The following is a 20,347-nucleotide window of genomic DNA, read 5'->3' as shown; positions in this document are numbered from 1 at the left end:
GGCCGCCACAGCGGCCGGAAGGCAGCTTACGGCAGCATCTTGTAGGTGATCTTGCCGTCGTCGGCCTTGTACCACTGATAGACGGTGTAGTCGGCGTCCTTGCGGTCGCCCTTCTCGTCATAGGCGAGTTCGCCGATGACGGTCGGGATCTTCTCGCCCTTGTGGATGTTGTCGGCCACAGCCTGCGGATCGACCGAACCGGCCGCCTTGGCGCCGGCGGCGATGATCTGCACGGCGGCGTAGCTGTAGAGCGTATAGGCCTCGGGCTCGAAGCCGGCGTCGCGGAACTTCTTCACGGCATCCGTGGCGGCCGGGTTCTGGCGCGGGTCGGGACCGAAGGTCATCAGCGTGCCCTCGACGGCCGGACCGCCGATGGCGGCGAACTCGTCGGAGGCGATGCCGTCACCCGACATCATCGTCGCCTTGAGGCCGGCTTCCGACGACTGGCGGGCGATCAGGCCGCCCTCGGTGTGCAGGCCGCCCCAGTAGATGACCTCGACGCCGGCTTCCTTCATCTTGGAGATGAGGGCCGAGAAGTCCTTGTCGCCGACGTTGACGCCTTCATAGAGGGCTTCGGTGACGCCGGCGGCGTTGAGCGCCTTCTTGGTCTCGTCGGCGAGGCCCTGGCCGTAGGTGGTCTTGTCGTGCAGCACGGCCACCTTCTTGCCGGCCAGCTTCTCGGCAATGTACTTGCCGGCGACGGCGCCCTGCTGGTCGTCACGACCGCAGACGCGGAAGGTGTTCCAGAGGCCGCGCTCGGTGAAGTTCGGGTTGGTGGAGGCCGGGGTCACCTGGAAGATGCCGTTCTCGGCGTAGACTTCCGAGGCCGGGATCGACACCGACGAGTTGAAGTGGCCGACCACGAACTTGACGCCGTCACCCACGAACTTGTTGGCGACCGAGACGCCCTGCTTGGGGTCCGACACGTCGTCGCCGAGCTCGATCACCACCTTCTCGCCGTTGATGCCGCCGGCGGCGTTGATGTCGGCAGCGGCCTGCTCCGCGCCCTTCTGAAGCTGCGCGCCGAAGGCGGCGTTCGGGCCGGTCAGCGGACCGGCGACGCCGATGATGACGTCGGCGGAGGCAGCGCCGGCAAAGGCGAGGCCAGCGGCGAACACGACGCCGGACAGGAGGAACTTCTTCATATTGTGGTCTCCCATTTTTCTGTCACTGGAAGTCAAGCGGGTTCAAGCCCGAACCCCTGGGTCTCAAAGCGGTGACCGGCGGAGAAAACCCCTGCTCCATGACCGGTCACCACCCGGAACGCCTTGCCGAGGCCGAAAGCCGGCCGCGGCCATGTCGTTTCCGCTCAGCCGCGCCCCTTCCAGGAGAAGGGGCCGGTCAGCTCGTATAGCCAGTAATACTGCGTAGCCATTTGCCGCGCCCGCGTAAACTGGAATCCGGCGAAGGCGATCGCTTCGAGCACGATCGCATCGACGATATAATAGTGCGGCGACAGAAGTGTGCCGCCGAAGATCGAGAAATGGATGAAACGGATGCCGACGCTGAGGATGGCGACGTAGATCGCCATGACCAGTCGCGGACGCCAGGTCTTGGCGCAAGCGCGGCCCGTCATCCAGGCGCCGAGGCCGCCCAGAAGCAACGTCACGAAGACGAAGGTGAGGCTCGAGGCTTCTTCGTAGAGGATGCCCTGCATTCTGGTTCTCCTTAGTGGGCACCACCCTCGAGATACGCTGCGCGCACCTCGGGGTTCTCCAGAAGTTCGCGGCCGGAGCCGCTCATGGTGATCACGCCGTTGACCATCACGTAGCCGCGATGGGCGAGCTTCAGCGCATGGAAGGCGTTCTGCTCGACCAGGAACACCGTGAGGCCGTCGCGACGGTTGAGCTCGCGGATGGCGTCGAAGATCTGCTTGACGATCAGCGGCGCCAGACCGAGCGACGGTTCGTCGAGCATGAGGAGCTTCGGCCGGGCCATCAGCGCGCGGGCGATGGCCAGCATCTGCTGCTCGCCGCCCGACAAGGTGCCGCCACGCTGGTGGAGGCGTTCCTTGAGACGCGGGAACAGGTCGAACATGTACTGGATGTCGGTGTCGAAGAACTCCATGCCGTCGATCGACGCGCCCATCTGCAGGTTCTCGAGCACGGTCATGCGCGGGAAGATGCGCCGCCCCTCGGGCGACTGGGCGATCCTGAGGCGGGCGATCTCGTGGGTCGGCAGACGGGTGATGTCCTCACCGTCGTAGACGATCGAACCCTCGCGCGCCCTCGGATTGCCGCAGATGGTCATCATCAGTGTCGACTTGCCGGCGCCGTTGGCCCCGATCAGCGTGACGATCTCGCCCTGGTGGACGTCGATGTCGACGCCCTTCAACGCGATGATGTTGCCGTAATAGGTCTTGACGCCCCTGACGGTCAGCAGGGGCTTGGTGTCCGTGGCGCTCATGCCCTGCCCCCTTCGCTGCCGGTCACTTCGTCGAGCTCGTGCTCGATCTCTTCCACCTCTTCGTCGTCGACGCCGAGATAGGCGGCGATGACGCGCGGATCGTTCCGCGTTTCGGTGGGCGTACCGTCGGCGATCTTGGTGCCGTATTCGAGCACGACGACGTGGTCGGAGATGCCCATCACCACGGACATGTCGTGCTCGATGAGCAGGATCGAGGTGCCGTCCTGTTCACGGATCGACAGGAGCAGCGAGTTGAGCTCGGCCGATTCGCGCGGGTTGAGGCCGGCGGCCGGCTCGTCGAGGCAAAGGAGGTCCGGACCGGTGCACATGGCACGGGCGATCTCCAGACGCCGCTGGGCGCCATAAGGCAGATCGCCGGCCGGATCGTCGGCGCGGCCGCTGAGACCGATCTTGTCGAGCCAATAGCGGGCCCGTTCGATCGCCTCCCTTTCCTTGGCCTTGTAGCCGCCGATGCCGAGCACGCCGAGGATGGTCATGCCCGAGGCGATCATCAGCGGATTGTGCTGGGCGACCAGAAGGTTTTCCAGAAGCGTCATGCCCGAGAACAGGCGGATGTTCTGGAAGGTGCGCGCCACCTTGGCTTTCCGGGCGACGATGAAGTCGGGCAGCCGCTCCAGAAGGTGGACCGACCCATCCCTGGGCCGCATCGACATCATGCCGGTGGTCGGCTTGTAGAAGCCGGTGATGCAGTTGAACACCGTCGTCTTGCCGGCACCGTTGGGGCCGATCAGTGCGGTGATGTCACCGCGACCGACGGAAAAGCTCAAATCGTTCACCGCCACGAGACCGCCGAACCGCATGGTCAGATGCTCGACGGTGAGGACAGGATCGCTGTCCCATTTCCTGAGAGAGGTCGTCATGTCAGCCGTGGCCTTCCTTCACGAGATCGCCGGATACCGTCTTTCGCTTGAACAGGAAGGCGGTTGGCTGGCGGGCTGAGACGAAGCCTCTCGGCTTCCACACCATGATGATCACCATGGCGAGGCCGAACAGCAGCATGCGATACTGGTCTGGGTTGAAGTCCTTGCCGAACACCAGCTTCAGGAAGTCGAGTTCGCGCAGGAGCTCGGTACCACCGATCATCGCCACCGCGGCCAGCGCGACACCGATCATCGACCCCATGCCGCCCAGCACCACGATGGCGACGATCACCGCCGATTCCATGAAGATGAAGGATTCGGGGGAGACGAAGCCCTGGCGGGCGGCAAAGAAGGAGCCGGCGAAACCGCCGAACATGGCGCCGATGGCGAAGGCCGTCAGCTTGGTGTTGGTGGTGTTGATGCCGAGCGACCGGCAGGCCACCTCATCCTCGCGCAGCGCCTCCCAGGCGCGGCCGATTGGCAACCGGCGCAGCCGGATGGTGATGAAGGCCGTGAGCAACGCCAGGAGCAGGATGAGATAGTAGAGAAACACCTTGTAATAGGCCGAGGAGGCCGCGAGGTGGAACGCCTTGGCGAAGTTATTGGGGGCGCTGACGTCGAAGGAGTAGATGCCGAACATCGTCACCTTGGGGATCGACGAGATGCCCGCCGATCCGCCGGAGAAATCCTTCCAGTTGATCAGCACCAGACGGATGATCTCGCCGAAGGCCAGCGTGACGATGGCGAGATAGTCGCCCCGGAGCCGGAGCACCGGGAAGCCGAGGATGATGCCCCAGAAGGCAGCGAGAATGCCGGCCACCGGCAACAGCACCCAGAAGCTCAGGTGGAAGTTGATGGCGAGCAGCGCATAGGAATAGGCGCCGACCGCGTAGAAGGCGACATAGCCGAGATCGAGCAGGCCGGCGAGGCCGATGACGATGTTGAGCCCCCAGCCCAGCATCACGTAGATCAGGATCTGGACGCCGTAGTTGTCGACCCACTTGATCGACCCCTGCACCCCGAACAGCGAAATGATCAGGATCGGGTAGACGAACAGGAAGATCAGGCCGGTGATCGAGAGCCCCCGGGTGACGCGCGCCCTGGCTTCCAGTTCGGCCAGCGTCACCGCCGCCTTGGAGCGGTTGCCGCGCGCGGCGATCCACGGATAGACGAAGGCCGACAGCAGGAACCGTCCGACGCCGACGATGACCGACAGGATGGCCGCAAGGCCGAGCCTGTTCTGCAGGATCAGCTCATTGGCCATGTTCTGGTCGGTCTTGAGACCGACCAGCGGCCCGAGCAGGGCGAAGGCGATGATGCCGATGATCACGCCATCCTTGAGGGCGCGGCCGAAATCGATGCCTGCCCTGTCCTTTGACTTCACAACTGAACTCATGATCAGACCTTCTCGACTTCCGGACGCCCGAGCAGGCCCTGCGGCATGAAAATCAGCACGATGACCAGGATGGAGAAGGCGGCGACATTCTGATAGTCGGCCGACACATACTGCCCCCATAGCGTCTCGATGAGGCCGATCAAGAGGCCGCCGAGAACCGCGCCGGGTAGCGAGCCGATGCCGCCGAGAACCGCTGCCGTGAAGGCCTTCACGCCCGGCGTGAAGCCGTCCGAGAACACCACAACGCCGTAGTACATCAGGAACATGGTGCCCGCGACGGCAGCCAGCGCCGCGCCGATGACGAAGGTGAGCGAGATGGTGCGGTCGACGTTGATGCCGAGGAGCGAGGCCATCTTGCGGTCCTGCTCGCAGGCGCGCTGCGCCCGGCCCAACGCCGTCTTCTGCACCACATACCAGAAGGCGGCGAGCAGGAGCGCCGTCACCACCCAGATGATGATCTGCTTCAGTGAAATGTTGACCGGATAGCCGCTCGCCCCTTCCCAGAGCGTGTAGACATCACGGGTGACCGGCGGGATGGGCTTGTTGCGCGGACCCTGAGCGACCTGGATGAAGTTGGACAGCACGATCGACATGCCGATGGCCGAGATGAGCGGCGCAAGGCGGAACGATCCTCTGAGCGGCGCGTAGGCTATTCGCTCGATCGCCCAGACGAGCAATCCGGTCAGCACCATGGCGACCACCATCACCAGGATGAGCGCCAGGGTCATCGAGGCGATGCCGAACCATGACGTCAGCACCAGGAGAAAGATGAGCGCGAAAAAGGCAGACACCATGAACACATCGCCATGGGCGAAATTCACCATGCCGATGATGCCGAACACCATGGTGTAACCAATGGCGATCAGACCGTACAGCGATCCGATCGTGATCCCATTGATCACCTGCTGGACGAAAACTTCCATGAAACTGAGACCCCCTGCCAGACGCCCTGTGGCAGCATTTTTAGCTGCTTCATTTGTAGGCGTTATGGATTCCATTAGCAGCATCGATTGATCAAGACAACTCAGCCTACTTGTTAATCCGTAAGGAATTCCCCATTAGTGGAAACGAGCGGCAACCCCGCCCAGGTGTAGGGAATGCAACTGCCATCGACCGACATCGCCGTGACTTACGCGCAATGTCCGAAAAAGAGCGGTCAGATTTCCAACCCCGTTCCAGAGGGCCCATGCAAGAAGTTTGCCGGTTTGATCGCGGCGCCAAGAATGGGGTCCGCCAGCTGCGACGTTCGTGATAAGCCTAGCGAGATCAAGGGATTCGATTTGCAAGAGGCAACAATGGCCAACGACAGCACAGCCGATCGCGATCTAGCGAGGCAGTCCGGCACCTTGGCCGATCTGCCGCCGGCTACCGGCGAAGCCTTTCGCGACGCCATTGCCCGCCTGCCATCGGGCGTCAACATCGTGACATCAGCGGGTTCCGCCGGAAAAGCGGGCTTCACGGCCACGGCGGTCGCCTCGGTGTCCGACGATCCGCCCACCGTGCTGGTTTGCCTCAACCGCAAAAGCCCGCAGAACAAGCTGATGCGGGAAAATGCCCAGTTCGCGGTCAACCTGCTACCCAAAGATGCAGTGACGCTGGCCAACATTTTCGCCGGACGGACCGGGCTTCACCTGGAAGACCGCTTCAAGCACGGCGACTGGACCACGCTGACCACCGGCTCGCCCGTGCTGAAAGGCGCCGTGATGGCGCTCGATTGCCGCCTCCTCTCTTTCGAGGATGTCGGGTCGCATACCGTCTATTTCGGCACGGTGCTCGCGACACTGACCAAGCCCCGTCACCCCGAGGGGGCAAAAGAGGTGCTGATCTACCACGACCGGCACTATGGCGAGGCGTGATTCTCTTTCGGAGCAGCGTCGGAAAATTACCGGATATCAGCCGCTTAGCCCTCGTTCCGGATTCAGGGTGCGAGTTGAGGAGGAAGCAACCGGCCGCCGCGGCTCCGAGCAAGGTTGAGCCCCCTCGCCCTTCCTGCTAAACCGCGCCCATCCCCTCAAGAGAAGGCCGAGCCATGATCCCGCGCTACGCCCGCCCCGAGATGACCGCCATCTGGAGCCAGGAAACCAAGTTCCGCATCTGGTTCGAGATCGAGGCGCATGCCACCGACGCGCTCGCCGCCATCGGTGTGGTGCCGAAGGAAGCGGCCAGGACCATCTGGGAGAAGGGTGGCGCGGCGACCTTTGACGTCGATCGCATCGACGAGATCGAACGCGTCACCAAGCACGACGTCATCGCCTTCCTGACCCATCTCGCCGAGTTCGTTGGCCCCGACAGCCGCTTCGTCCATCAGGGCCTGACCTCGTCCGACGTGCTCGACACCTGCTTCAACGTTCAGCTCAAGCGCGCCGCCGACCTGTTGATCGCCGACGTCGATGCCCTGCTCGCCGCGCTGAAGCGCCGCGCCAAGGAGCATAAGCATACCGTCTGCATCGGTCGCAGCCACGGTATCCACGCCGAGCCGGTCACCTTCGGCCTCAAGATGGCCGAGGCCTACGCCGAGTTCGACCGCTGCCGCGCCCGCCTCGTCGCCGCCCGTGAGGAGATTTCCACCTGCGCCATCTCCGGCGCCGTCGGCACCTTCGCCAACATCGACCCGCGCGTCGAGATCCACGTTGCCGAGGCGCTGGGCCTTCGGCCGGAACCGGTGTCGACCCAGGTCATCCCGCGCGACCGCCATGCCATGTTCTTTGCAACGCTCGGCGTCGTCGCCTCGTCGATCGAGCGCCTGGCCATCGAGATCCGCCACCTGCAGCGCACCGAGGTTCTGGAAGCCGAGGAGTATTTCTCGCCGGGCCAGAAGGGCTCCTCGGCCATGCCGCACAAGCGTAACCCGGTGCTGACCGAGAACCTCACCGGTCTCGCCCGCGTGGTCCGCGCCGCCGTGACGCCGGCGCTCGAGAATGTCGCCCTCTGGCACGAGCGCGACATCTCGCACTCCTCAGTGGAGCGCTACATCGGCCCGGATGCCACCATCACCCTCGACTTCGCCCTCGCCCGCCTCACCGGCGTCGTCGACAAGCTCCTGGTCTACCCCGAGCGCATGGTCGCCAACATGGACCGGCTCGGCGGCCTCGTGCATTCGCAGCGCATCCTGCTGGCGCTGACGCAGGCCGGCGTGTCGCGCGAGGACGCCTACCGTCTCGTCCAGCGCAACGCCATGAAGGTATGGGAGAGCTACCACCACGGCGGCAGTTCGACCGTCGACTTCCTGTCAGAGCTCCTGAAGGACAGCGAGGTGCGCGCCGCCCTCTCCGAGGAGGAGATCCGCGACAAGTTCGACCTCGACTATCACTTGAAGCACGTCGAGACGATCTTCGCCCGGGTGTTCGGCGAAGGAATGTGACGGAAGCCCCGGCGAGCGGGGCTTCCTGCATCACCTTGAGGGGTGGTCAGGCCGCATCGGCGTCCTGGGCGTAAAGCGCCAGGATCATCAGCCAGCCGCCGGCGTCCGAGCCGATCATCTCGGCCATCGCGGCGGCCTTGGCGCCGAATCGCTCGATGTTGCGATGCTCCAGTTCGACGCGCGTGCCGGCACCGTCGGGAATGAACTTCACCTCGACCTCGGTGATCAGATCGGGATCGAACTTCCAGTCGGCATCGATCTGCCAGGCGAGCACCAGGCGGCCCGGTGGCTCGTAGGCCAGTACCTTACCCCAATCGCAGGTCGAGCCATCCTCGCTCACCTCATACCAGCGTCCGCCGACCCGCGGCTCCAGCACGGCCTCGGCCAGCGGCTTGCCGCCGATGGCATGGCTCTTCGGCCACCAGCGGCCGATGTTTCCCACGAAGGCCTGGAAAGCGCGCGCCGGCTCGACCTTGACGGTCACGGACCGGCGAACGGGGGCGGCAACGATCGTCTTAGTCATGCTCGTCATCCTTGTCGTCCTTTGCATGCGTTTCGAGTTCTTGCGCTTCGAGATCGGCGGCGAAGGCGTCGAGAGCCGCACCCCAGAACTGATCGAGCCATGCCCTGAGCGGGCCGAGCCCCCTGGGATCGATGCGATAGATGCGCCGCGCGCCATCGGCATGGTCCACCACCAATCCAGCCTCCTTCAGCACTTTAAGATGCTGCGACACGGCCGGCCGGGAGACGGGCAGGCCCTTGGCGATGTCGCTCACCGGCGCGGGAGCCCGCGCGACGCGCTCGAACACGGCGCGGCGTGTGGGATCAGCAAGGGCGAGCAAGGCAGAATTCATGTTAGCCATGACTTACCGTAAGTCATAACTTACATTTTATCAACGTCCGAAGCGACTCGCTCCGTTGAAGCTGAATCAGAACATCAGGAAGACCGCCCCCCCGGCGAATCATCGTCTCAACCAAGGCGGCGCCGAGCCCGGCCCCGTTTACACCCTCGCCGGAAAGGCTATTTATATCAGCCGGTTCGAGTTGAATCTCTACCTGAACTTCATCCGCATCCGAAGCTGAGCCCCGGAAGCCACGGCCTCTCGCACCCATGAAACAGCTTGCCTTGCATTCCGCCCGAAAGGCATTCAAGGTCGCGCCATGAAGACCTCGGAATGCGATATCCTCATCGTCCCCGGCTGGAACAACTCCGGCCCCGATCACTGGCAGACCCGCTGGGAAAAGCGCCTGCCGACCGCGCGCCGCGTCGCCCAGCGCGACTGGGCGCATCCCGACCGCGACGCCTGGGTGTCCGCCCTGGGCATCGCCATCGGCAAGGCGAAGCGGCCGGTGGTGCTGGTCGCCCACTCGCTCGGCGTCGCCACGGTGATTCACGCCGCGCCCTACGTCGGACGGAAGGTGGCCGCCGCCTTTCTGGTCGGCTTGCCCGACGTCGACCGGCTCGACGTGCCGGAGATCCAGAGCTTTGCCGGCCTGTCCAGCGATCCCCTGCCCTTCCCCTCGATGTTGGTGGCCAGCCGCGACGACCCCTACTGCGCCTTCGAGCGGGCCGATGAGTATGCCGCCGCCTGGGGCTCGGATTTCGTCGACGCAGGGTTCGCCGGTCATATCAACGGCGACACCGGCTACGGTCCCTGGCCGGAGGGCCTCACGCGCTTTGCGACGCTCTTGAAGCGGGCCGGCGCGCCGGCGGCACCCTGACGGGCACCGCCTTCACTGTCAGCTTAGCCTTCCACCTCGGCGATCGCCGCCCTGGTGGCGACGGCCAGCAGATCCATGTCGGTCGACAGCGTCGCGAAGGTGAAGCCGAGCCCGAGATAGCGGCGCACCAGCGCCGCGTTGGCGCCGAAGGCGCCGCACACCTTGCCGGCTGCCTTGGCCTGCCGCACCACCCGCTCCATGGCGGCAATGGTATCGGACCGGTCGAGCCCCGGCTCGCCATCTGGCGACAGGGCAATGGAGAGGTCGTAGGGACCGACGAACACGCCGTCGATTCCCGGCACCGCCAGGATGGCATCGAGATTGGCGAGCGCCGCGCGCGTCTCGATCATCACCACAGCAAGCGTCGAGCCATTGGCGGACGTGCGATAGGCATCGGCCGACAGTCCTGACAGCTGTACGGCACGGGCCGGCCCGTAGGAGCGCTGGCCGTCGGGCGGATATTTCATGAAGGCGGCGAAGGCGCGGGCGTCGTCCGCCGTCTCGATCATCGGCGCCACCACCATCTCGGCGCCCCAGTCGAGGAGGCGCGAGGCCGACTGGTATTCGCCGACCGGAATGCGGGCGAGCGCATGACCGCCGGCGGCGCGGACGGCGGCGAGCATGGCCGGGGCCACGCCCATGTCGATCACGCCGTGCTGCAGGTCGAGCAGCACCGCCTCGAAGCCGGCCCGTACCATGATCTCGGCGGCCAGCGGATCGGGCAGGCATGACCAGCCGACCCTGAGCGGACGAGCACCGGCAAGAGCGGCGCGCAAGGATGGACGTTCCATTGATTCCCTTTCGGACGGATCAGGCTTCGGTCCTGACCTCGAACTCGGCGCGCGCCATGAAGTCGCGCATCGCCGCTTGTATCTCGTCGTCCGTCACGGGAACGCCGGCATCGGCAAAGTCGGCCGCCAGCTTGGAGGCGATATCGCGACCACCGACCCGGTTGAGATCCGCAAAGACGACGGTCCGAGCATAGTCGGCCGCCTCGGGATCGCCCATCCCCAATTTGCGTGCTGCCCACAGACCGACGAGCTTGTTGCGCCGCGCCGTGGCGCGGAACTTCATCTCTTCTTCGCGGGCGAACTTGATCTCGAAGGCTTTTTCGCGGTTATCGAAGACTGCGATGGGGCCATCGTGGCCACTTTCGCCCGACAAAGGCAGGCTTCGGCTCCATGACGTGGACATCCGAACCTCCTTTCTCTGACAGGCAAAAGCTCAAACACTCTCCTTGCATTCAATATATGCTTTCACACTGTTGTGATCAACTTGGACGGAAGTCGGTAAACAACCGTCAGAGTTAAGGAATGACCACTACGCGAAATTGCAGCACGACGGGATTGTTATCGCCGACCCGATCGGATAGTGTGCAACAAGGCGAGGGAGCGGGCGGACGTCAGTTCGCCCGCTTTCTGTGCTTAGAATGTGTCCACGTTACGAGGCGTCACCCGCCGGTCATCGTGTCGACGCATCCTGGATTCCCGCCGAGGCGACAAGCGGGCTAATTTGTGAATCGGACCCGGAGCCCCGGCCTCATGGATTTCATCAACAGACCACGGTATATCCCCATGAACCGCCGCCGGCGTATCTACGAAGGTAAGGCCAAGATCCTGTACGAAGGTCCCGAGCCGGGTACGTTGATTCAACACTTCAAGGACGACGCCACGGCGTTCAATGCCAAGAAGCACGAGATCATCGACGGCAAGGGTGTTCTGAACAACCGGATTTCGGAATATCTCTTCACCCATCTCAACAACATGGGCATCCCCACCCATTTCATCCGCCGCCTCAACATGCGCGAGCAGTTGATCCGCGAGGTGGAGATCATTCCCCTTGAGGTGGTGGTGCGCAACGTCGCGGCGGGCTCGATCGCCACGCGACTCGGTATCGAAGAGGGCACGCAGTTGCCGCGCTCGATCATCGAGTTCTATTTCAAGAGCGACGAGCTCAAGGACCCGATGGTCTCCGAAGAGCACATCACCGCCTTCGGCTGGGCCTCGCCGCAGGAAATCGACGACATCATGGCGCTGGCCATCCGCGTCAACGACTTCCTGGCCGGCCTGTTCCTCGGTGTCGGCATCCGCCTCGTCGACTTCAAGATGGAATGCGGCCGCCTCTGGGAAGGCGACATGATGCGCATCGTCGTCGCCGATGAGATCAGCCCCGACAGCTGCCGCCTGTGGGACATCGCCACCGGCGATCGCCTCGACAAGGACCGTTTCCGCAAGGATATGGGCGGCCTCGTCGAGAGCTACACCGAAGTCGCCCGTCGCCTCGGCATCCTCAACGAATCCGAGCAGACGCGCCCCTCCGGCCCGACCTTGGTGAAATGAGGACCGGCGCCGCGAAAAGCAGCGCCCCTAAAGGCGAAAACGCCACGAAAACCGACTTGTGAATCCGAGAACGCCGGGTTATTCCCCCGGCGTTCTTCATTTTCGGGATACGGCCATGAAAGTGCGCGTCACCATCACCCTCAAGGCGGGCGTTCTTGATCCGCAGGGCAAGGCGATCGAGGGCGCGCTGCGCGGCCTCGGGTTTGCCGGCATCGACGGCGCCCGCCAGGGCAAGATCGTCGATCTTACCCTCGCCGAAACCGATAAGGACAAGGCCCGCGCGACGGTGGCCGACATGTGCGAGAAGCTGCTCGCCAACACCGTCATCGAGAACTACGACATCGCCATCCTCGGCTGAGGCGGACATGGCCGACGGTTCCGACGATACGCGCCGGATCATTCGCTTCATGCTCGCCAAGGCGGCGATCTTCATCGGCATACCGGTCATCGCCGCCACCCTCGCCGTCCTGTTCCTGATGCCCTGACCCTTCGAGGAGAACACGATATGCGCTCTGCCGTCGTCCTCTTTCCCGGCTCCAACCGTGACCACGACATGGTCAAGGCCCTGCACTCGGTCACCGGCATCAAGCCGACGGTCGTCTGGCACCAGGACGCGACGCTGCCGGACGTCGACCTGATCGTCCTGCCCGGCGGCTTTTCCTACGGCGACTATCTGCGCTGCGGCGCTATCGCCGCCCGCTCGCCGGCCATGCTCGACGTGGCAAGGAAGGCCAAGGCCGGCGTCCGCGTCCTCGGCGTCTGCAACGGCTTCCAGATCCTGACCGAGGCCGGTCTCCTGCCGGGCGCGCTGATGCGCAACGCCCATCTCCGCTTCGTCTGCAAGGAAGTGAAGCTCGAGGTGACCAACAACGACACCGACTTCACCCGCGCCTATGCCAAGGGCCAGGTGATCCGCTGTCCGGTGGCCCACCACGACGGCAACTATTTCGCCGATCCCGAAACGCTGGCGCGCCTCGAAGGCGATGGCCGCGTCGCCTTCCGCTATGCCGAGGGCACCAACCCCAACGGCTCGATCAACGACATCGCCGGCATCCTCAACGAGGCGGGCAATGTGCTGGGCATGATGCCCCACCCGGAGAACCTGATCGAGGCGCTGCACGGTGGATTCGACGGCCGTGGCCTGTTCGAGAGCGTCGCCACCTCCCTCGCCGCCTGACGGACTGGCGCATCGTCGGTTGCGGCGGTGCGCCATTGACAATTATTGCGAGCCGGTTAACCCCGATTTACCTTAAAAAGCAGATAGCCCGGCGTTTTTCTGCCGCCGCCGGCTTCGGTAACCATTTGTCTGCCGGGTGAGAGCATAGCCTCTGTGTTGATTGGATCAACATTGGCCGGAGCCTTGTGCCATGCTGTCTCGCCTGGTGTTCTACGGTCGCACCAACGTAAAGATTGGTGAATCCGCCGGGATGATCAAAAGCATTCTGGCGGCGGCCAGCGACTACAGCCCCGCGTCCGGCCTCACCGGCGGCCTGGTCTTCAACGAGAAATACATGATGGAGGTCATCGAGGGCGCGCGCGAGCAGGTCTCGAAGCGCCTGCGGCTGCTGTTCGAGGACCCGCGCATCGAAGACCTGACCGTGCTGGCCATCAATACCATCGACAAGCGCGTTTTCGAGGGCTGGGCGGTGGGTTATGCCGGACGGACAATCGACGCCGAACGGCTCTACCTGAAATACAGCCCGACGGTCGACATCAATCCAACCTCCATGTCGGCAGCCGCCGTTCTCGATTTCGTGCGGGAGTTCTGCGCCCTCGACACGCTCTATGTCCAGCGGACCGGCCTCGCCGAACAGCGCATGCCGACTATTTCGCCCCAGCAACCGACCGCACCGCGCCCGGCTCCTCCACGGCAGGATCCGCCGGTCGAGACGATCAAGGTGGTCAACACCAAGACCGCCGTGTGAAATGATGACTCGTCCTTGCGCTTGAAAAAGCGGCGAGACGCGCTTTTTTGTGCGGCCGCTTTCTTGCGGTTTTGCGCCAGTCGTTCTATCCCCTGCCCAACCGTCGGCCCGGTCTCCAAGGGGATTGCCCGTGTTCCAGAACGACATCGACATTACGCCCGACCTCATCTCCCGCCACGGGCTGAAGCCCGACGAGTATGACCGCATTCTCCGGCTGATCGGGCGCAAGCCGACGCTGACCGAACTCGGCATCTTCTCGGCCATGTGGAACGAGCATTGTTCCTACAAGTCGTCCAAGAAGTGGCTGAAGACGCTGCCGACCAAGGGCGAGAAAGTCGTCATCGGCCCCGGCGAGAACGCCGGCGTCATCGACATCGGCGACGGCGATGTCGCCATCTTCAAGATGGAAAGCCACAACCATCCCTCCTACATCGAGCCCTATCAGGGCGCGACTACGGGCGTCGGCGGCATTCTCCGCGACGTGTTCACCATGGGCGCCCGGCCGATCGCCGCCATGAACTCGCTGTCCTTCGGCGAGCCGGACCATCCGAAGACCCGCCATCTTGTCGCTGGCGTCGTCGCGGGCGTCGGCGGCTACGGCAACTCCTTCGGCGTGCCGACCATTGGCGGCGAAGTCCGCTTCCACGCCCGCTACAACGGCAACTGTCTCGTCAACGCCTTTGCCTTGGGCATCGCCAAGCGCGACGGCATCTTCCTCTCGGAGGCCAAGGGTGTCGGCCTGCCCGTCGTCTATCTCGGCGCCAAGACCGGCCGCGACGGCGTCGGTGGCGCCACGATGGCGTCGGCCGAATTCGACGACACCATCGAGGAGAAGCGCCCGACCGTGCAGGTCGGCGACCCCTTCACCGAGAAGCGCCTCCTGGAAGCCTGTCTTGAGCTGATGAAGACAGGCGCCGTCGTCGCCATCCAAGACATGGGCGCCGCCGGCCTCACCTGCTCGGCGGTGGAAATGGGCGCCAAGGGCAACCTCGGCATCCGCCTCGATCTCGACCGCGTGCCACAGCGCGAAGAGGACATGACGCCCTATGAGATGATGCTCTCCGAGAGCCAGGAGCGCATGCTGATGGTGCTCGAGCCGTCCAAGGAGAAGGAGGCCGAGGCCGTCTTCCGCAAGTGGGAGCTCGACTTCGCGGTCTGCGGCGTCACCACCGACGACCTGCGCTTCCGCATCATCTGGCAGGGCAAGGAAGTCGCGAACCTGCCGATCAAGGAACTGGGCGACGAGGCGCCCGAGTATGATCGTCCCTGGGTCGAGCCGAAGACGGCTGCGCCGCTCGCCGACGACGCCATTCCGGCCGTCAACGACGTCGGCGCCGCCCTCATCCGCCTGATGGGCGCGCCGGATCAGGCGTCGCGCGCCTGGGTCTACGAGCAGTATGACTGCCTCGTCCAGGGCAACTCGGCGCAGATCCCCGGCGGTGACGCCGGTGTCGTCCGCGTCGAGGGCACCAACAAGGCACTCGCCATGTCGGCCGACGTGACGCCGCGCTACTGCGACGCCGATCCCTTCGAGGGCGGCAAGCAGGCCGTCGCCGAGAGCTGGCGCAATGTCACCGCCGTCGGCGGCGATCCGATCGCGCTCACCGACAACCTCAACTTCGGCAACCCCGAGAAGCCCGAGGCCATGGGCCAGTTCGTGCGCGCGCTTCAGGGCATCGCCGAAGCCTGCCGCGCCCTGAACTTCCCGATCGTCTCGGGCAACGTATCGCTCTACAACGAGACCAACGGCGTGGGCATCCTGCCTTCTCCTACCATCGTCGGCGTCGGCCTGCTGCCGGACGTGACGAAGATGGCCACCATCGCCTTCAAGGCCGATGGCGACGAGGTTCTGCTCGTCGGCGGCCACGGCAGCCATCTCGGCCAGTCGGTCTATCTGCGCGACCTCCACGGCCGCGAGGAAGGAACGCCGCCGCCGGTCGACCTCACGCTTGAAAAGAAGAACGGCGATTTCGTGCGCGGCCTCATCGCCTCCGGCCGCGTCACCACCTGCCACGACCTTTCCGACGGCGGCCTCGGCGTGGCGCTCGCCGAAATGGCGATGGCCGGCCGGCGCGGCGTGCGCGTCGAGCTTGGTGGCCTCGCTCCGCATGTCGCAGTCTTTGCCGAGGATCAGGCCCGCTATCTGATCGCCTTGAAGCCCGGCGACGTCTCGGCCATTCTTGCCGACGCGGCTAAGAGCGGCGTCAGCGTCGAGCGGATCGGCACGGTCGGCGGCGATGCCGTCGACTTCGGCCCGGCCGGCAAGGCGTCGGTTACCGACCTCAAGGCGGCCTATGACAGCTGGTTCCCTGCTTTCATGGGCGGCAAGGCATAAGCCAGACTCGGACCGGATCAATGGAATATGCTCTGGGGTATGCGCCTGGAGCATTTTCTTTTCGGCCGGATGATGCCATCGATCGATATGTGCCAGGTGACTCCTGGCCGGCAACGAAAAGAGGGGTGTTCGACATGGCGATGCAGGCAAGAGACATCGAGGCGATGATCAAGGAGGCGCTGCCCGACGCCAGCGTCGAAATCCGCGATCTTGCCGGGGACGGCGACCACTATTCGGCCATCGTCGTATCGGAAGCCTTTCGCGGCCTGACGCGTGTCAAGCAGCACCAACTCGTCTACGACGCCCTCAAGGGAAAGATGGGCGGCGAGCTGCATGCCCTTGCACTTCAGACCAGCGCGCCTTAACTTTGAATGCTTCCAACTCGGACCTTGAATCCGACCGACCGAGGTAGACCAATGGCTGACATCAAGTCGTTCATCGACAACGAAGTGAAGAGCAACGATATCGTCCTGTTCATGAAGGGCACGCCGGACTTCCCGCAGTGCGGCTTCTCCGGCCAGGTGGTGCAGATCCTCAGTTACCTCGGCGTGCCCTTCAAAGGCATCAACGTGCTGGAAAACCCCGAACTGCGTGACGGCATCAAGACCTATTCCAACTGGCCGACGCTGCCGCAGCTTTATGTGAAGGGCGAGTTCGTCGGTGGCTGCGACATCGTCCGGGAGATGTTCCAGAAGCAGGAGCTGCAGGCCCATCTCAAGGAGGCCGGCATCGCCGTCAACGAGGCGGCAGCCGAGTAAGGGCCACCCGTATTTCTGGTCTCATTCAAAAGCCCTTGTCGATCCTCGGCAGGGGCTTTTTCTTTGCCTGACAGGCTGCGAGGACACGCGAAACAGCCGCAGCGGAGCGGTTTCAAGGGCGGCGGAGATGGGCTTTTTGCGAATTTCTCGCAAAATTCTCGCCGCAAGCACGATGCGTTCGTGAACGGCCCGGCGCCCTCTTCACAGGCTGACTCACGCCGTGTGAGCCAGCAAAGGACGGTTTCCCGCGCAAGACTGCGGACTTTTCCTGACCACCCCGAGCCGTTCAACTCCCCGCACACTTTTTCGCGACTCGCGTTCAACAGACCGGCGCGCATACGTCAGCGCCGGCCGGTTTGAACGTGAACGGTCAGGGTCCAAATGAGGGTCATCGGCAGCGCCCCAAGATCTCCACCAAGACCTCCACGCTGCCAAGACACCAAGCGTAACGCGTACATGTCCCTCACAAGCACATGTCCCTCACAAGGAGTTAAGACCATGAAGACCTCCATCATCACCGCCGCTGCCGTTGCCCTGTTCGCCCTGCCGACCGTCGCTTCCGCTGCCGGCCTCATGTATGACCCGGCTGCGGCCGACGACAGCGCCGAGGCGCGTTGGGTCCAGGTGAACCCGGCTCCCAATCCGGCTAACGCCGCTGCCGCCAAGGCCGATGCCGCCCGCTATGCCGCCGCGGCCAGCACCGACACGTCCGGCGCCGTGATCGCCACCCATGGTGACACCGGTGCTCGGATCGTCACCGAGGTGAACCCCTCGTCCGATTCCGACGAACCGCTTCTCGTCAACCGCGTGGTGATCGAGAACCCGGCCAACGCTGCGGCTGCCAAGGCTGACGCCGCCCGTTATCCGGCGCCGGTCTACTACAGCGGCGACTCCTCGGACGAGAACGCCACTGTCAACTTCCGCCGCGGCTTCGCCGGCTGAACGCCGATAGTCCAGCGGTAATGAGGTGAGGGAAGGTCGAGCGACCCATCGGCCGCCGGCCCTCGGTCCGGGCGGACGCGCCCGGATCTGAGCCTCAATCCAGCGTAATATTCCGAAGGGCCGTCCTCAAGGGCGGCCTTTCTGCTTGTCTGCGTACCGCCTACGCACCAGGCCGTCCGGGCATCGAGAAGGTCCGCCCCGTTTCGACCAGCGTCTTCAGGCGAGAGATGGCCTCGACCCAGCCGGCCGTCACCATGCGGCTGGTGGTGGTATCGCCGCCGAAATCATCGTGTACCAGCGTCAACTTTGTTGCTCCGTCGCCTGCCGGCTCCAGATCCCAGGTGACGCGTGATGGCGGATCGCCGGCGACATCGTCTGCCCACCGGGCAGCGAAGCTGTGAGACAGACGCTTCGGCGGCGTCAACTCGAGCAGTTCGCCAACGATCATCGAATGTCCGCCCAAGAGGAACTCGATCTTGCCGCCGACCCGCCATTCAGTGCGCGAGGCCATGTTGAAATGCTGCCAGAGCGGCGTCTTGGCGTCATCTGTCAGAACGGCCCAGACGGCCTCCGGCGCGGCGTCGATGAAAAGCTCGTAAACATGCTTCGGTGCAACCACTGCGGTGTTCATCTTGAAAATCCCCTGCTGAAATCCGCCCTTGAGATCGGCAAGACCGCGGGCAAACGGCGAAGCGTAGCGCGAGATCCAGCGATCGCTCACTTCCTGAATGGGAACGGGGTTGAGATAGTGAAACTTCTCGCGCCCGACCTTGCGGGTGACCACCAGCCCGGCATCCTCCAGAACGCCGAGATGCTTCATCACCGCGAAGCGTGACAACGGCAGACAGCCTTCGAGCTCGCCCAGCGTCTGGCCGTCCCGTTCTCTGAGGGCGTCCAGCAACTGGCGACGGTGCGCACTGGCGAGGGCATCGAAAACATCTGCCATGGCGAGATAATATGTTCCATTTTAGTAACGTGTCAATATGGTAACGTATTGTAACTTGGCGACCGCTTATCCGAAAGTGGTCCACTCGCCATCCTGCCAAAACTCGACCCGTGAGATATTAGGATGCCGGCCGCAGCCATAGAATGGCAGAGTGCATGCGAACAATCTGAGGGAGAAGACGAAGTGGGCAAGGCCAGCCAGTTTCCAGGAGTCGACAGGGTCGTCGACCGCGCCGTGGACAGAACGATCGTCGGCGCCAACATATTGATCAAGCTGAATGGCGAGCTTGTCTACGATCGGCAGGCCGGCTTCTTCGATCGAGAGGCCGACTGGCCCATGGCGCCACACACTATCTTTCGCCTGGCGTCCGTGACCAAGCCGATGGTTTCCGTGGCCGCCCTTGCCATGGTGGAGGCCGGCAGGATGCGGCTCGACGATCCGGTCACCCGTTACCTGCCCGACTTCCGGCCACGCCTTGCCGACGGCAGTGCCCCGCCGATCACCATTTCGCAGCTCATGAACCACACAGCCGGCCTCAGCTATGACCTCGACAATGGCAACGGCAGGCCAGCGGCCGGCGGTACCGGTCCGTCCGACTTCGACCTTGCCGAGAACATCCGACGCATCGCCGCCCTGCCCCTCGCCTTCCCGCCTGGTGCCGGCTGGCGTTACTCCGTCGCCATCGACGTGTTGGGCGGAGTGATGGAAGTGGCCGACGGCCGCTCCCTGCCCGAGATCGTCAAGGCCCGCGTCACCCACCCGCTCGGCATGGCCGACACCGCCTTCCGCCCCGTCGATCCCTCCCGTCTTGCCGTGGTCTATGCCGATGGCACCCCACCGACCCGCATGGGCAACATCGAACGCGTGAAGGACGGCGAGGGGTTTATCGAGTTCTGGACGGGGCGCGCCTTCGACCCCACGGCCTTTCCCTCCGGCGGCGCCGGCATGATCGGCACGGCCGAGGACTTCCTTGTGTTCCTCGAAGCGATGCGCCAAGGCGGCAGGCCGCTCCTGTCGCCGGCCTCCATGCCGCTGCTCGCCGAGGCGCACACGGTGGATATCGACCCGGCACCGTCCGGCCAGGGCTATTCGCATGGCTGGTCGGTCTATCGCGATCCCACAGTGCAGAAGGCGCCCTGCAAGCCCGGCACCTGGGCCTGGGGCGGCATCTACGGCCATCAGTGGTATGTCGATCCGGCCAGCGGCCTCACGATCGTCATCTTCACCAACACGGCCATTGAGGGCTGCGTCGGTGCCTTCCCGAAGGACATCTTCCAGGCCGTTTATGAGGATCTGGGTCTCTGAACAGCAAAAAGGCCGCCTTGCGGGGCGGCCT

At 64.1% G+C, this 20,347-nt stretch carries 23 protein-coding genes and 1 pseudogene; 13 read left to right on the top strand and 11 right to left on the bottom strand.

Annotation, left to right across the window (positions count from 1 at the left end):
- Positions 1-26: 26 nt before the first annotated feature.
- The 6 genes and pseudogenes from CXZ10_RS02245 to CXZ10_RS02220 all read right to left on the bottom strand — a co-directional run bounded on the left by CXZ10_RS02245 (position 27) and on the right by CXZ10_RS02220 (position 5,606).
- Entirely contained in the window at positions 27-1,145 is a 1,119-nt protein-coding gene (locus tag CXZ10_RS02245; protein WP_101287324.1) for a branched-chain amino acid ABC transporter substrate-binding protein, read from the bottom strand.
- A gap of 164 nt (positions 1,146-1,309) precedes the next feature.
- On the bottom strand, positions 1,310-1,657 hold the full coding sequence (locus CXZ10_RS02240) for a DUF6867 family protein (RefSeq protein ID WP_101287323.1): 348 nt from the start codon (positions 1,655-1,657) through the stop codon (positions 1,310-1,312).
- An 11-nt stretch (positions 1,658-1,668) separates the two neighbouring features.
- Positions 1,669-2,406 carry an ABC transporter ATP-binding protein gene (locus CXZ10_RS02235; RefSeq protein WP_101287322.1) on the bottom strand — a complete coding sequence of 246 codons (738 nt, stop codon included), beginning with the start codon at positions 2,404-2,406 and terminating at the stop codon, positions 1,669-1,671.
- A 26-nt stretch (positions 2,407-2,432) separates the two neighbouring features.
- Positions 2,433-3,277 (bottom strand): annotated as a pseudogene (locus tag CXZ10_RS02230) (ABC transporter ATP-binding protein); the annotation flags it as partial.
- A gap of 11 nt (positions 3,278-3,288) precedes the next feature.
- Positions 3,289-4,683, bottom strand: a complete 1,395-nt coding sequence (gene livM, locus CXZ10_RS02225; protein ID WP_101287320.1) for a high-affinity branched-chain amino acid ABC transporter permease LivM — start codon at positions 4,681-4,683, stop codon at positions 3,289-3,291.
- Positions 4,684-4,685: 2 nt separating this feature from the next.
- Positions 4,686-5,606 (bottom strand): branched-chain amino acid ABC transporter permease, encoded by a 921-nt coding sequence (locus tag CXZ10_RS02220; RefSeq protein WP_101287319.1) that lies wholly within the window; start codon positions 5,604-5,606, stop codon positions 4,686-4,688.
- A 174-nt stretch (positions 5,607-5,780) separates the two neighbouring features.
- Between CXZ10_RS02220 and CXZ10_RS02215 the strand changes: the two genes are divergently transcribed.
- Together CXZ10_RS02215 and purB are read left to right on the top strand one after the other, a co-directional pair.
- Positions 5,781-6,539 carry a flavin reductase gene (locus CXZ10_RS02215; protein WP_101287318.1) on the top strand — a complete coding sequence of 253 codons (759 nt, stop codon included), beginning with the start codon at positions 5,781-5,783 and terminating at the stop codon, positions 6,537-6,539.
- A 173-nt stretch (positions 6,540-6,712) separates the two neighbouring features.
- Complete coding sequence (gene purB / locus CXZ10_RS02210; protein ID WP_101287317.1) at positions 6,713-8,044, top strand: adenylosuccinate lyase; 1,332 nt, start codon at positions 6,713-6,715, stop codon at positions 8,042-8,044.
- 46 nt (positions 8,045-8,090) lie between these two features.
- On the opposite strand, the gene CXZ10_RS02205 is transcribed toward purB, so the two are convergent.
- Positions 8,091-8,567 (bottom strand): SRPBCC family protein, encoded by a 477-nt coding sequence (locus CXZ10_RS02205; RefSeq protein WP_101287316.1) that lies wholly within the window; start codon positions 8,565-8,567, stop codon positions 8,091-8,093.
- Positions 8,560-8,907: an ArsR/SmtB family transcription factor gene (locus tag CXZ10_RS02200; protein WP_101287315.1), complete on the bottom strand. Its 348-nt coding sequence runs from the start codon at positions 8,905-8,907 to the stop codon at positions 8,560-8,562. The genes CXZ10_RS02205 and CXZ10_RS02200 overlap by 8 nt, the downstream gene beginning before the upstream one ends.
- A gap of 298 nt (positions 8,908-9,205) precedes the next feature.
- On the opposite strand from CXZ10_RS02200, the gene CXZ10_RS02195 reads away from it, so the two are divergent.
- Complete coding sequence (locus CXZ10_RS02195) at positions 9,206-9,766, top strand: RBBP9/YdeN family alpha/beta hydrolase (protein WP_101287314.1); 561 nt, start codon at positions 9,206-9,208, stop codon at positions 9,764-9,766.
- 23 nt (positions 9,767-9,789) lie between these two features.
- Here the strand turns inward: CXZ10_RS02195 and CXZ10_RS02190 are convergent, their stop codons facing one another.
- Entirely contained in the window at positions 9,790-10,557 is a 768-nt protein-coding gene (locus CXZ10_RS02190) for an HpcH/HpaI aldolase family protein (RefSeq protein WP_101287313.1), read from the bottom strand.
- A gap of 19 nt (positions 10,558-10,576) precedes the next feature.
- Complete coding sequence (locus CXZ10_RS02185; RefSeq protein ID WP_101287312.1) at positions 10,577-10,960, bottom strand: DUF1476 domain-containing protein; 384 nt, start codon at positions 10,958-10,960, stop codon at positions 10,577-10,579.
- A gap of 347 nt (positions 10,961-11,307) precedes the next feature.
- Here CXZ10_RS02185 and purC point away from each other — a divergent pair, with 347 nt between their 5' ends.
- From purC to CXZ10_RS02145, 9 genes are all read left to right on the top strand, one after another.
- Complete coding sequence (purC, locus tag CXZ10_RS02180; RefSeq protein WP_026782764.1) at positions 11,308-12,105, top strand: phosphoribosylaminoimidazolesuccinocarboxamide synthase; 798 nt, start codon at positions 11,308-11,310, stop codon at positions 12,103-12,105.
- Between the two features lie 115 nt (positions 12,106-12,220).
- Complete coding sequence (purS, locus tag CXZ10_RS02175) at positions 12,221-12,463, top strand: phosphoribosylformylglycinamidine synthase subunit PurS (protein WP_101287311.1); 243 nt, start codon at positions 12,221-12,223, stop codon at positions 12,461-12,463.
- A gap of 7 nt (positions 12,464-12,470) precedes the next feature.
- The gene (locus tag CXZ10_RS21735) at positions 12,471-12,590 is read left to right on the top strand and encodes a phosphoribosylformylglycinamidine synthase-associated small membrane protein (RefSeq protein ID WP_244617092.1); all 120 of its coding nucleotides are present in this window, start codon (positions 12,471-12,473) and stop codon (positions 12,588-12,590) included.
- A 20-nt stretch (positions 12,591-12,610) separates the two neighbouring features.
- Positions 12,611-13,282 carry a phosphoribosylformylglycinamidine synthase subunit PurQ gene (gene purQ / locus CXZ10_RS02170; protein ID WP_101287310.1) on the top strand — a complete coding sequence of 224 codons (672 nt, stop codon included), beginning with the start codon at positions 12,611-12,613 and terminating at the stop codon, positions 13,280-13,282.
- Between the two features lie 190 nt (positions 13,283-13,472).
- A complete protein-coding gene (locus CXZ10_RS02165) occupies positions 13,473-14,030 on the top strand; it encodes a BLUF domain-containing protein (protein ID WP_101287309.1) in 558 nt (185 codons plus the stop codon).
- A gap of 130 nt (positions 14,031-14,160) precedes the next feature.
- Positions 14,161-16,365 (top strand): phosphoribosylformylglycinamidine synthase subunit PurL, encoded by a 2,205-nt coding sequence (gene purL / locus CXZ10_RS02160; protein WP_101287308.1) that lies wholly within the window; start codon positions 14,161-14,163, stop codon positions 16,363-16,365.
- A gap of 134 nt (positions 16,366-16,499) precedes the next feature.
- Positions 16,500-16,730, top strand: coding sequence for a BolA family protein (locus CXZ10_RS02155; RefSeq protein WP_026792434.1), 231 nt, complete (start codon positions 16,500-16,502; stop codon positions 16,728-16,730).
- Positions 16,731-16,781: 51 nt separating this feature from the next.
- Positions 16,782-17,123: a Grx4 family monothiol glutaredoxin gene (gene grxD, locus CXZ10_RS02150; protein WP_101287307.1), complete on the top strand. Its 342-nt coding sequence runs from the start codon at positions 16,782-16,784 to the stop codon at positions 17,121-17,123.
- Positions 17,124-17,621: 498 nt separating this feature from the next.
- Positions 17,622-18,065: a hypothetical protein gene (locus CXZ10_RS02145; protein WP_101287306.1), complete on the top strand. Its 444-nt coding sequence runs from the start codon at positions 17,622-17,624 to the stop codon at positions 18,063-18,065.
- A 160-nt stretch (positions 18,066-18,225) separates the two neighbouring features.
- On the opposite strand, the gene CXZ10_RS02140 is transcribed toward CXZ10_RS02145, so the two are convergent.
- On the bottom strand, positions 18,226-19,011 hold the full coding sequence (locus tag CXZ10_RS02140) for an ArsR/SmtB family transcription factor (RefSeq protein WP_101287305.1): 786 nt from the start codon (positions 19,009-19,011) through the stop codon (positions 18,226-18,228).
- A gap of 183 nt (positions 19,012-19,194) precedes the next feature.
- On the opposite strand from CXZ10_RS02140, the gene CXZ10_RS02135 reads away from it, so the two are divergent.
- Positions 19,195-20,316 (top strand): serine hydrolase domain-containing protein, encoded by a 1,122-nt coding sequence (locus CXZ10_RS02135; protein ID WP_244617093.1) that lies wholly within the window; start codon positions 19,195-19,197, stop codon positions 20,314-20,316.
- The last annotated feature ends 31 nt before the right edge of the window (positions 20,317-20,347 follow it).

The sequence above is a fragment of the Pleomorphomonas diazotrophica genome, assembly GCF_002844595.1.
GTDB classification, from domain to species: domain Bacteria; phylum Pseudomonadota; class Alphaproteobacteria; order Rhizobiales; family Pleomorphomonadaceae; genus Pleomorphomonas; species Pleomorphomonas diazotrophica.
The sequence above is the reverse complement of the archived record's forward strand: the minus strand, read 5'-3'. Positions and strand labels throughout refer to the sequence as shown.

Excerpts from the sequence above, each read along its gene's own strand:
- CXZ10_RS02245 (WP_101287324.1), bottom strand. The coding sequence starts at position 1,145 with ATGAAGAAGTTCCTCCTGTCCGGCGTCGTGTTCGCCGCTGGCCTCGCC.
- CXZ10_RS02240 (WP_101287323.1), bottom strand. The coding sequence starts at position 1,657 with ATGCAGGGCATCCTCTACGAAGAAGCCTCGAGCCTCACCTTCGTCTTC.
- CXZ10_RS02235 (WP_101287322.1), bottom strand. The coding sequence starts at position 2,406 with ATGAGCGCCACGGACACCAAGCCCCTGCTGACCGTCAGGGGCGTCAAG.
- livM (WP_101287320.1), bottom strand. The coding sequence starts at position 4,683 with ATGAGTTCAGTTGTGAAGTCAAAGGACAGGGCAGGCATCGATTTCGGC.
- CXZ10_RS02220 (WP_101287319.1), bottom strand. The coding sequence starts at position 5,606 with ATGGAAGTTTTCGTCCAGCAGGTGATCAATGGGATCACGATCGGATCG.
- CXZ10_RS02215 (WP_101287318.1), top strand. The coding sequence starts at position 5,781 with ATGCAACTGCCATCGACCGACATCGCCGTGACTTACGCGCAATGTCCG.
- purB (WP_101287317.1), top strand. The coding sequence starts at position 6,713 with ATGATCCCGCGCTACGCCCGCCCCGAGATGACCGCCATCTGGAGCCAG.
- CXZ10_RS02205 (WP_101287316.1), bottom strand. The coding sequence starts at position 8,567 with ATGACTAAGACGATCGTTGCCGCCCCCGTTCGCCGGTCCGTGACCGTC.
- CXZ10_RS02200 (WP_101287315.1), bottom strand. The coding sequence starts at position 8,907 with ATGGCTAACATGAATTCTGCCTTGCTCGCCCTTGCTGATCCCACACGC.
- CXZ10_RS02195 (WP_101287314.1), top strand. The coding sequence starts at position 9,206 with ATGAAGACCTCGGAATGCGATATCCTCATCGTCCCCGGCTGGAACAAC.
- CXZ10_RS02190 (WP_101287313.1), bottom strand. The coding sequence starts at position 10,557 with ATGGAACGTCCATCCTTGCGCGCCGCTCTTGCCGGTGCTCGTCCGCTC.
- CXZ10_RS02185 (WP_101287312.1), bottom strand. The coding sequence starts at position 10,960 with ATGTCCACGTCATGGAGCCGAAGCCTGCCTTTGTCGGGCGAAAGTGGC.
- purC (WP_026782764.1), top strand. The coding sequence starts at position 11,308 with ATGGATTTCATCAACAGACCACGGTATATCCCCATGAACCGCCGCCGG.
- purS (WP_101287311.1), top strand. The coding sequence starts at position 12,221 with ATGAAAGTGCGCGTCACCATCACCCTCAAGGCGGGCGTTCTTGATCCG.
- CXZ10_RS21735 (WP_244617092.1), top strand. The coding sequence starts at position 12,471 with ATGGCCGACGGTTCCGACGATACGCGCCGGATCATTCGCTTCATGCTC.
- purQ (WP_101287310.1), top strand. The coding sequence starts at position 12,611 with ATGCGCTCTGCCGTCGTCCTCTTTCCCGGCTCCAACCGTGACCACGAC.
- CXZ10_RS02165 (WP_101287309.1), top strand. The coding sequence starts at position 13,473 with ATGCTGTCTCGCCTGGTGTTCTACGGTCGCACCAACGTAAAGATTGGT.
- CXZ10_RS02155 (WP_026792434.1), top strand. The coding sequence starts at position 16,500 with ATGGCGATGCAGGCAAGAGACATCGAGGCGATGATCAAGGAGGCGCTG.
- grxD (WP_101287307.1), top strand. The coding sequence starts at position 16,782 with ATGGCTGACATCAAGTCGTTCATCGACAACGAAGTGAAGAGCAACGAT.
- CXZ10_RS02145 (WP_101287306.1), top strand. The coding sequence starts at position 17,622 with ATGAAGACCTCCATCATCACCGCCGCTGCCGTTGCCCTGTTCGCCCTG.
- CXZ10_RS02140 (WP_101287305.1), bottom strand. The coding sequence starts at position 19,011 with ATGGCAGATGTTTTCGATGCCCTCGCCAGTGCGCACCGTCGCCAGTTG.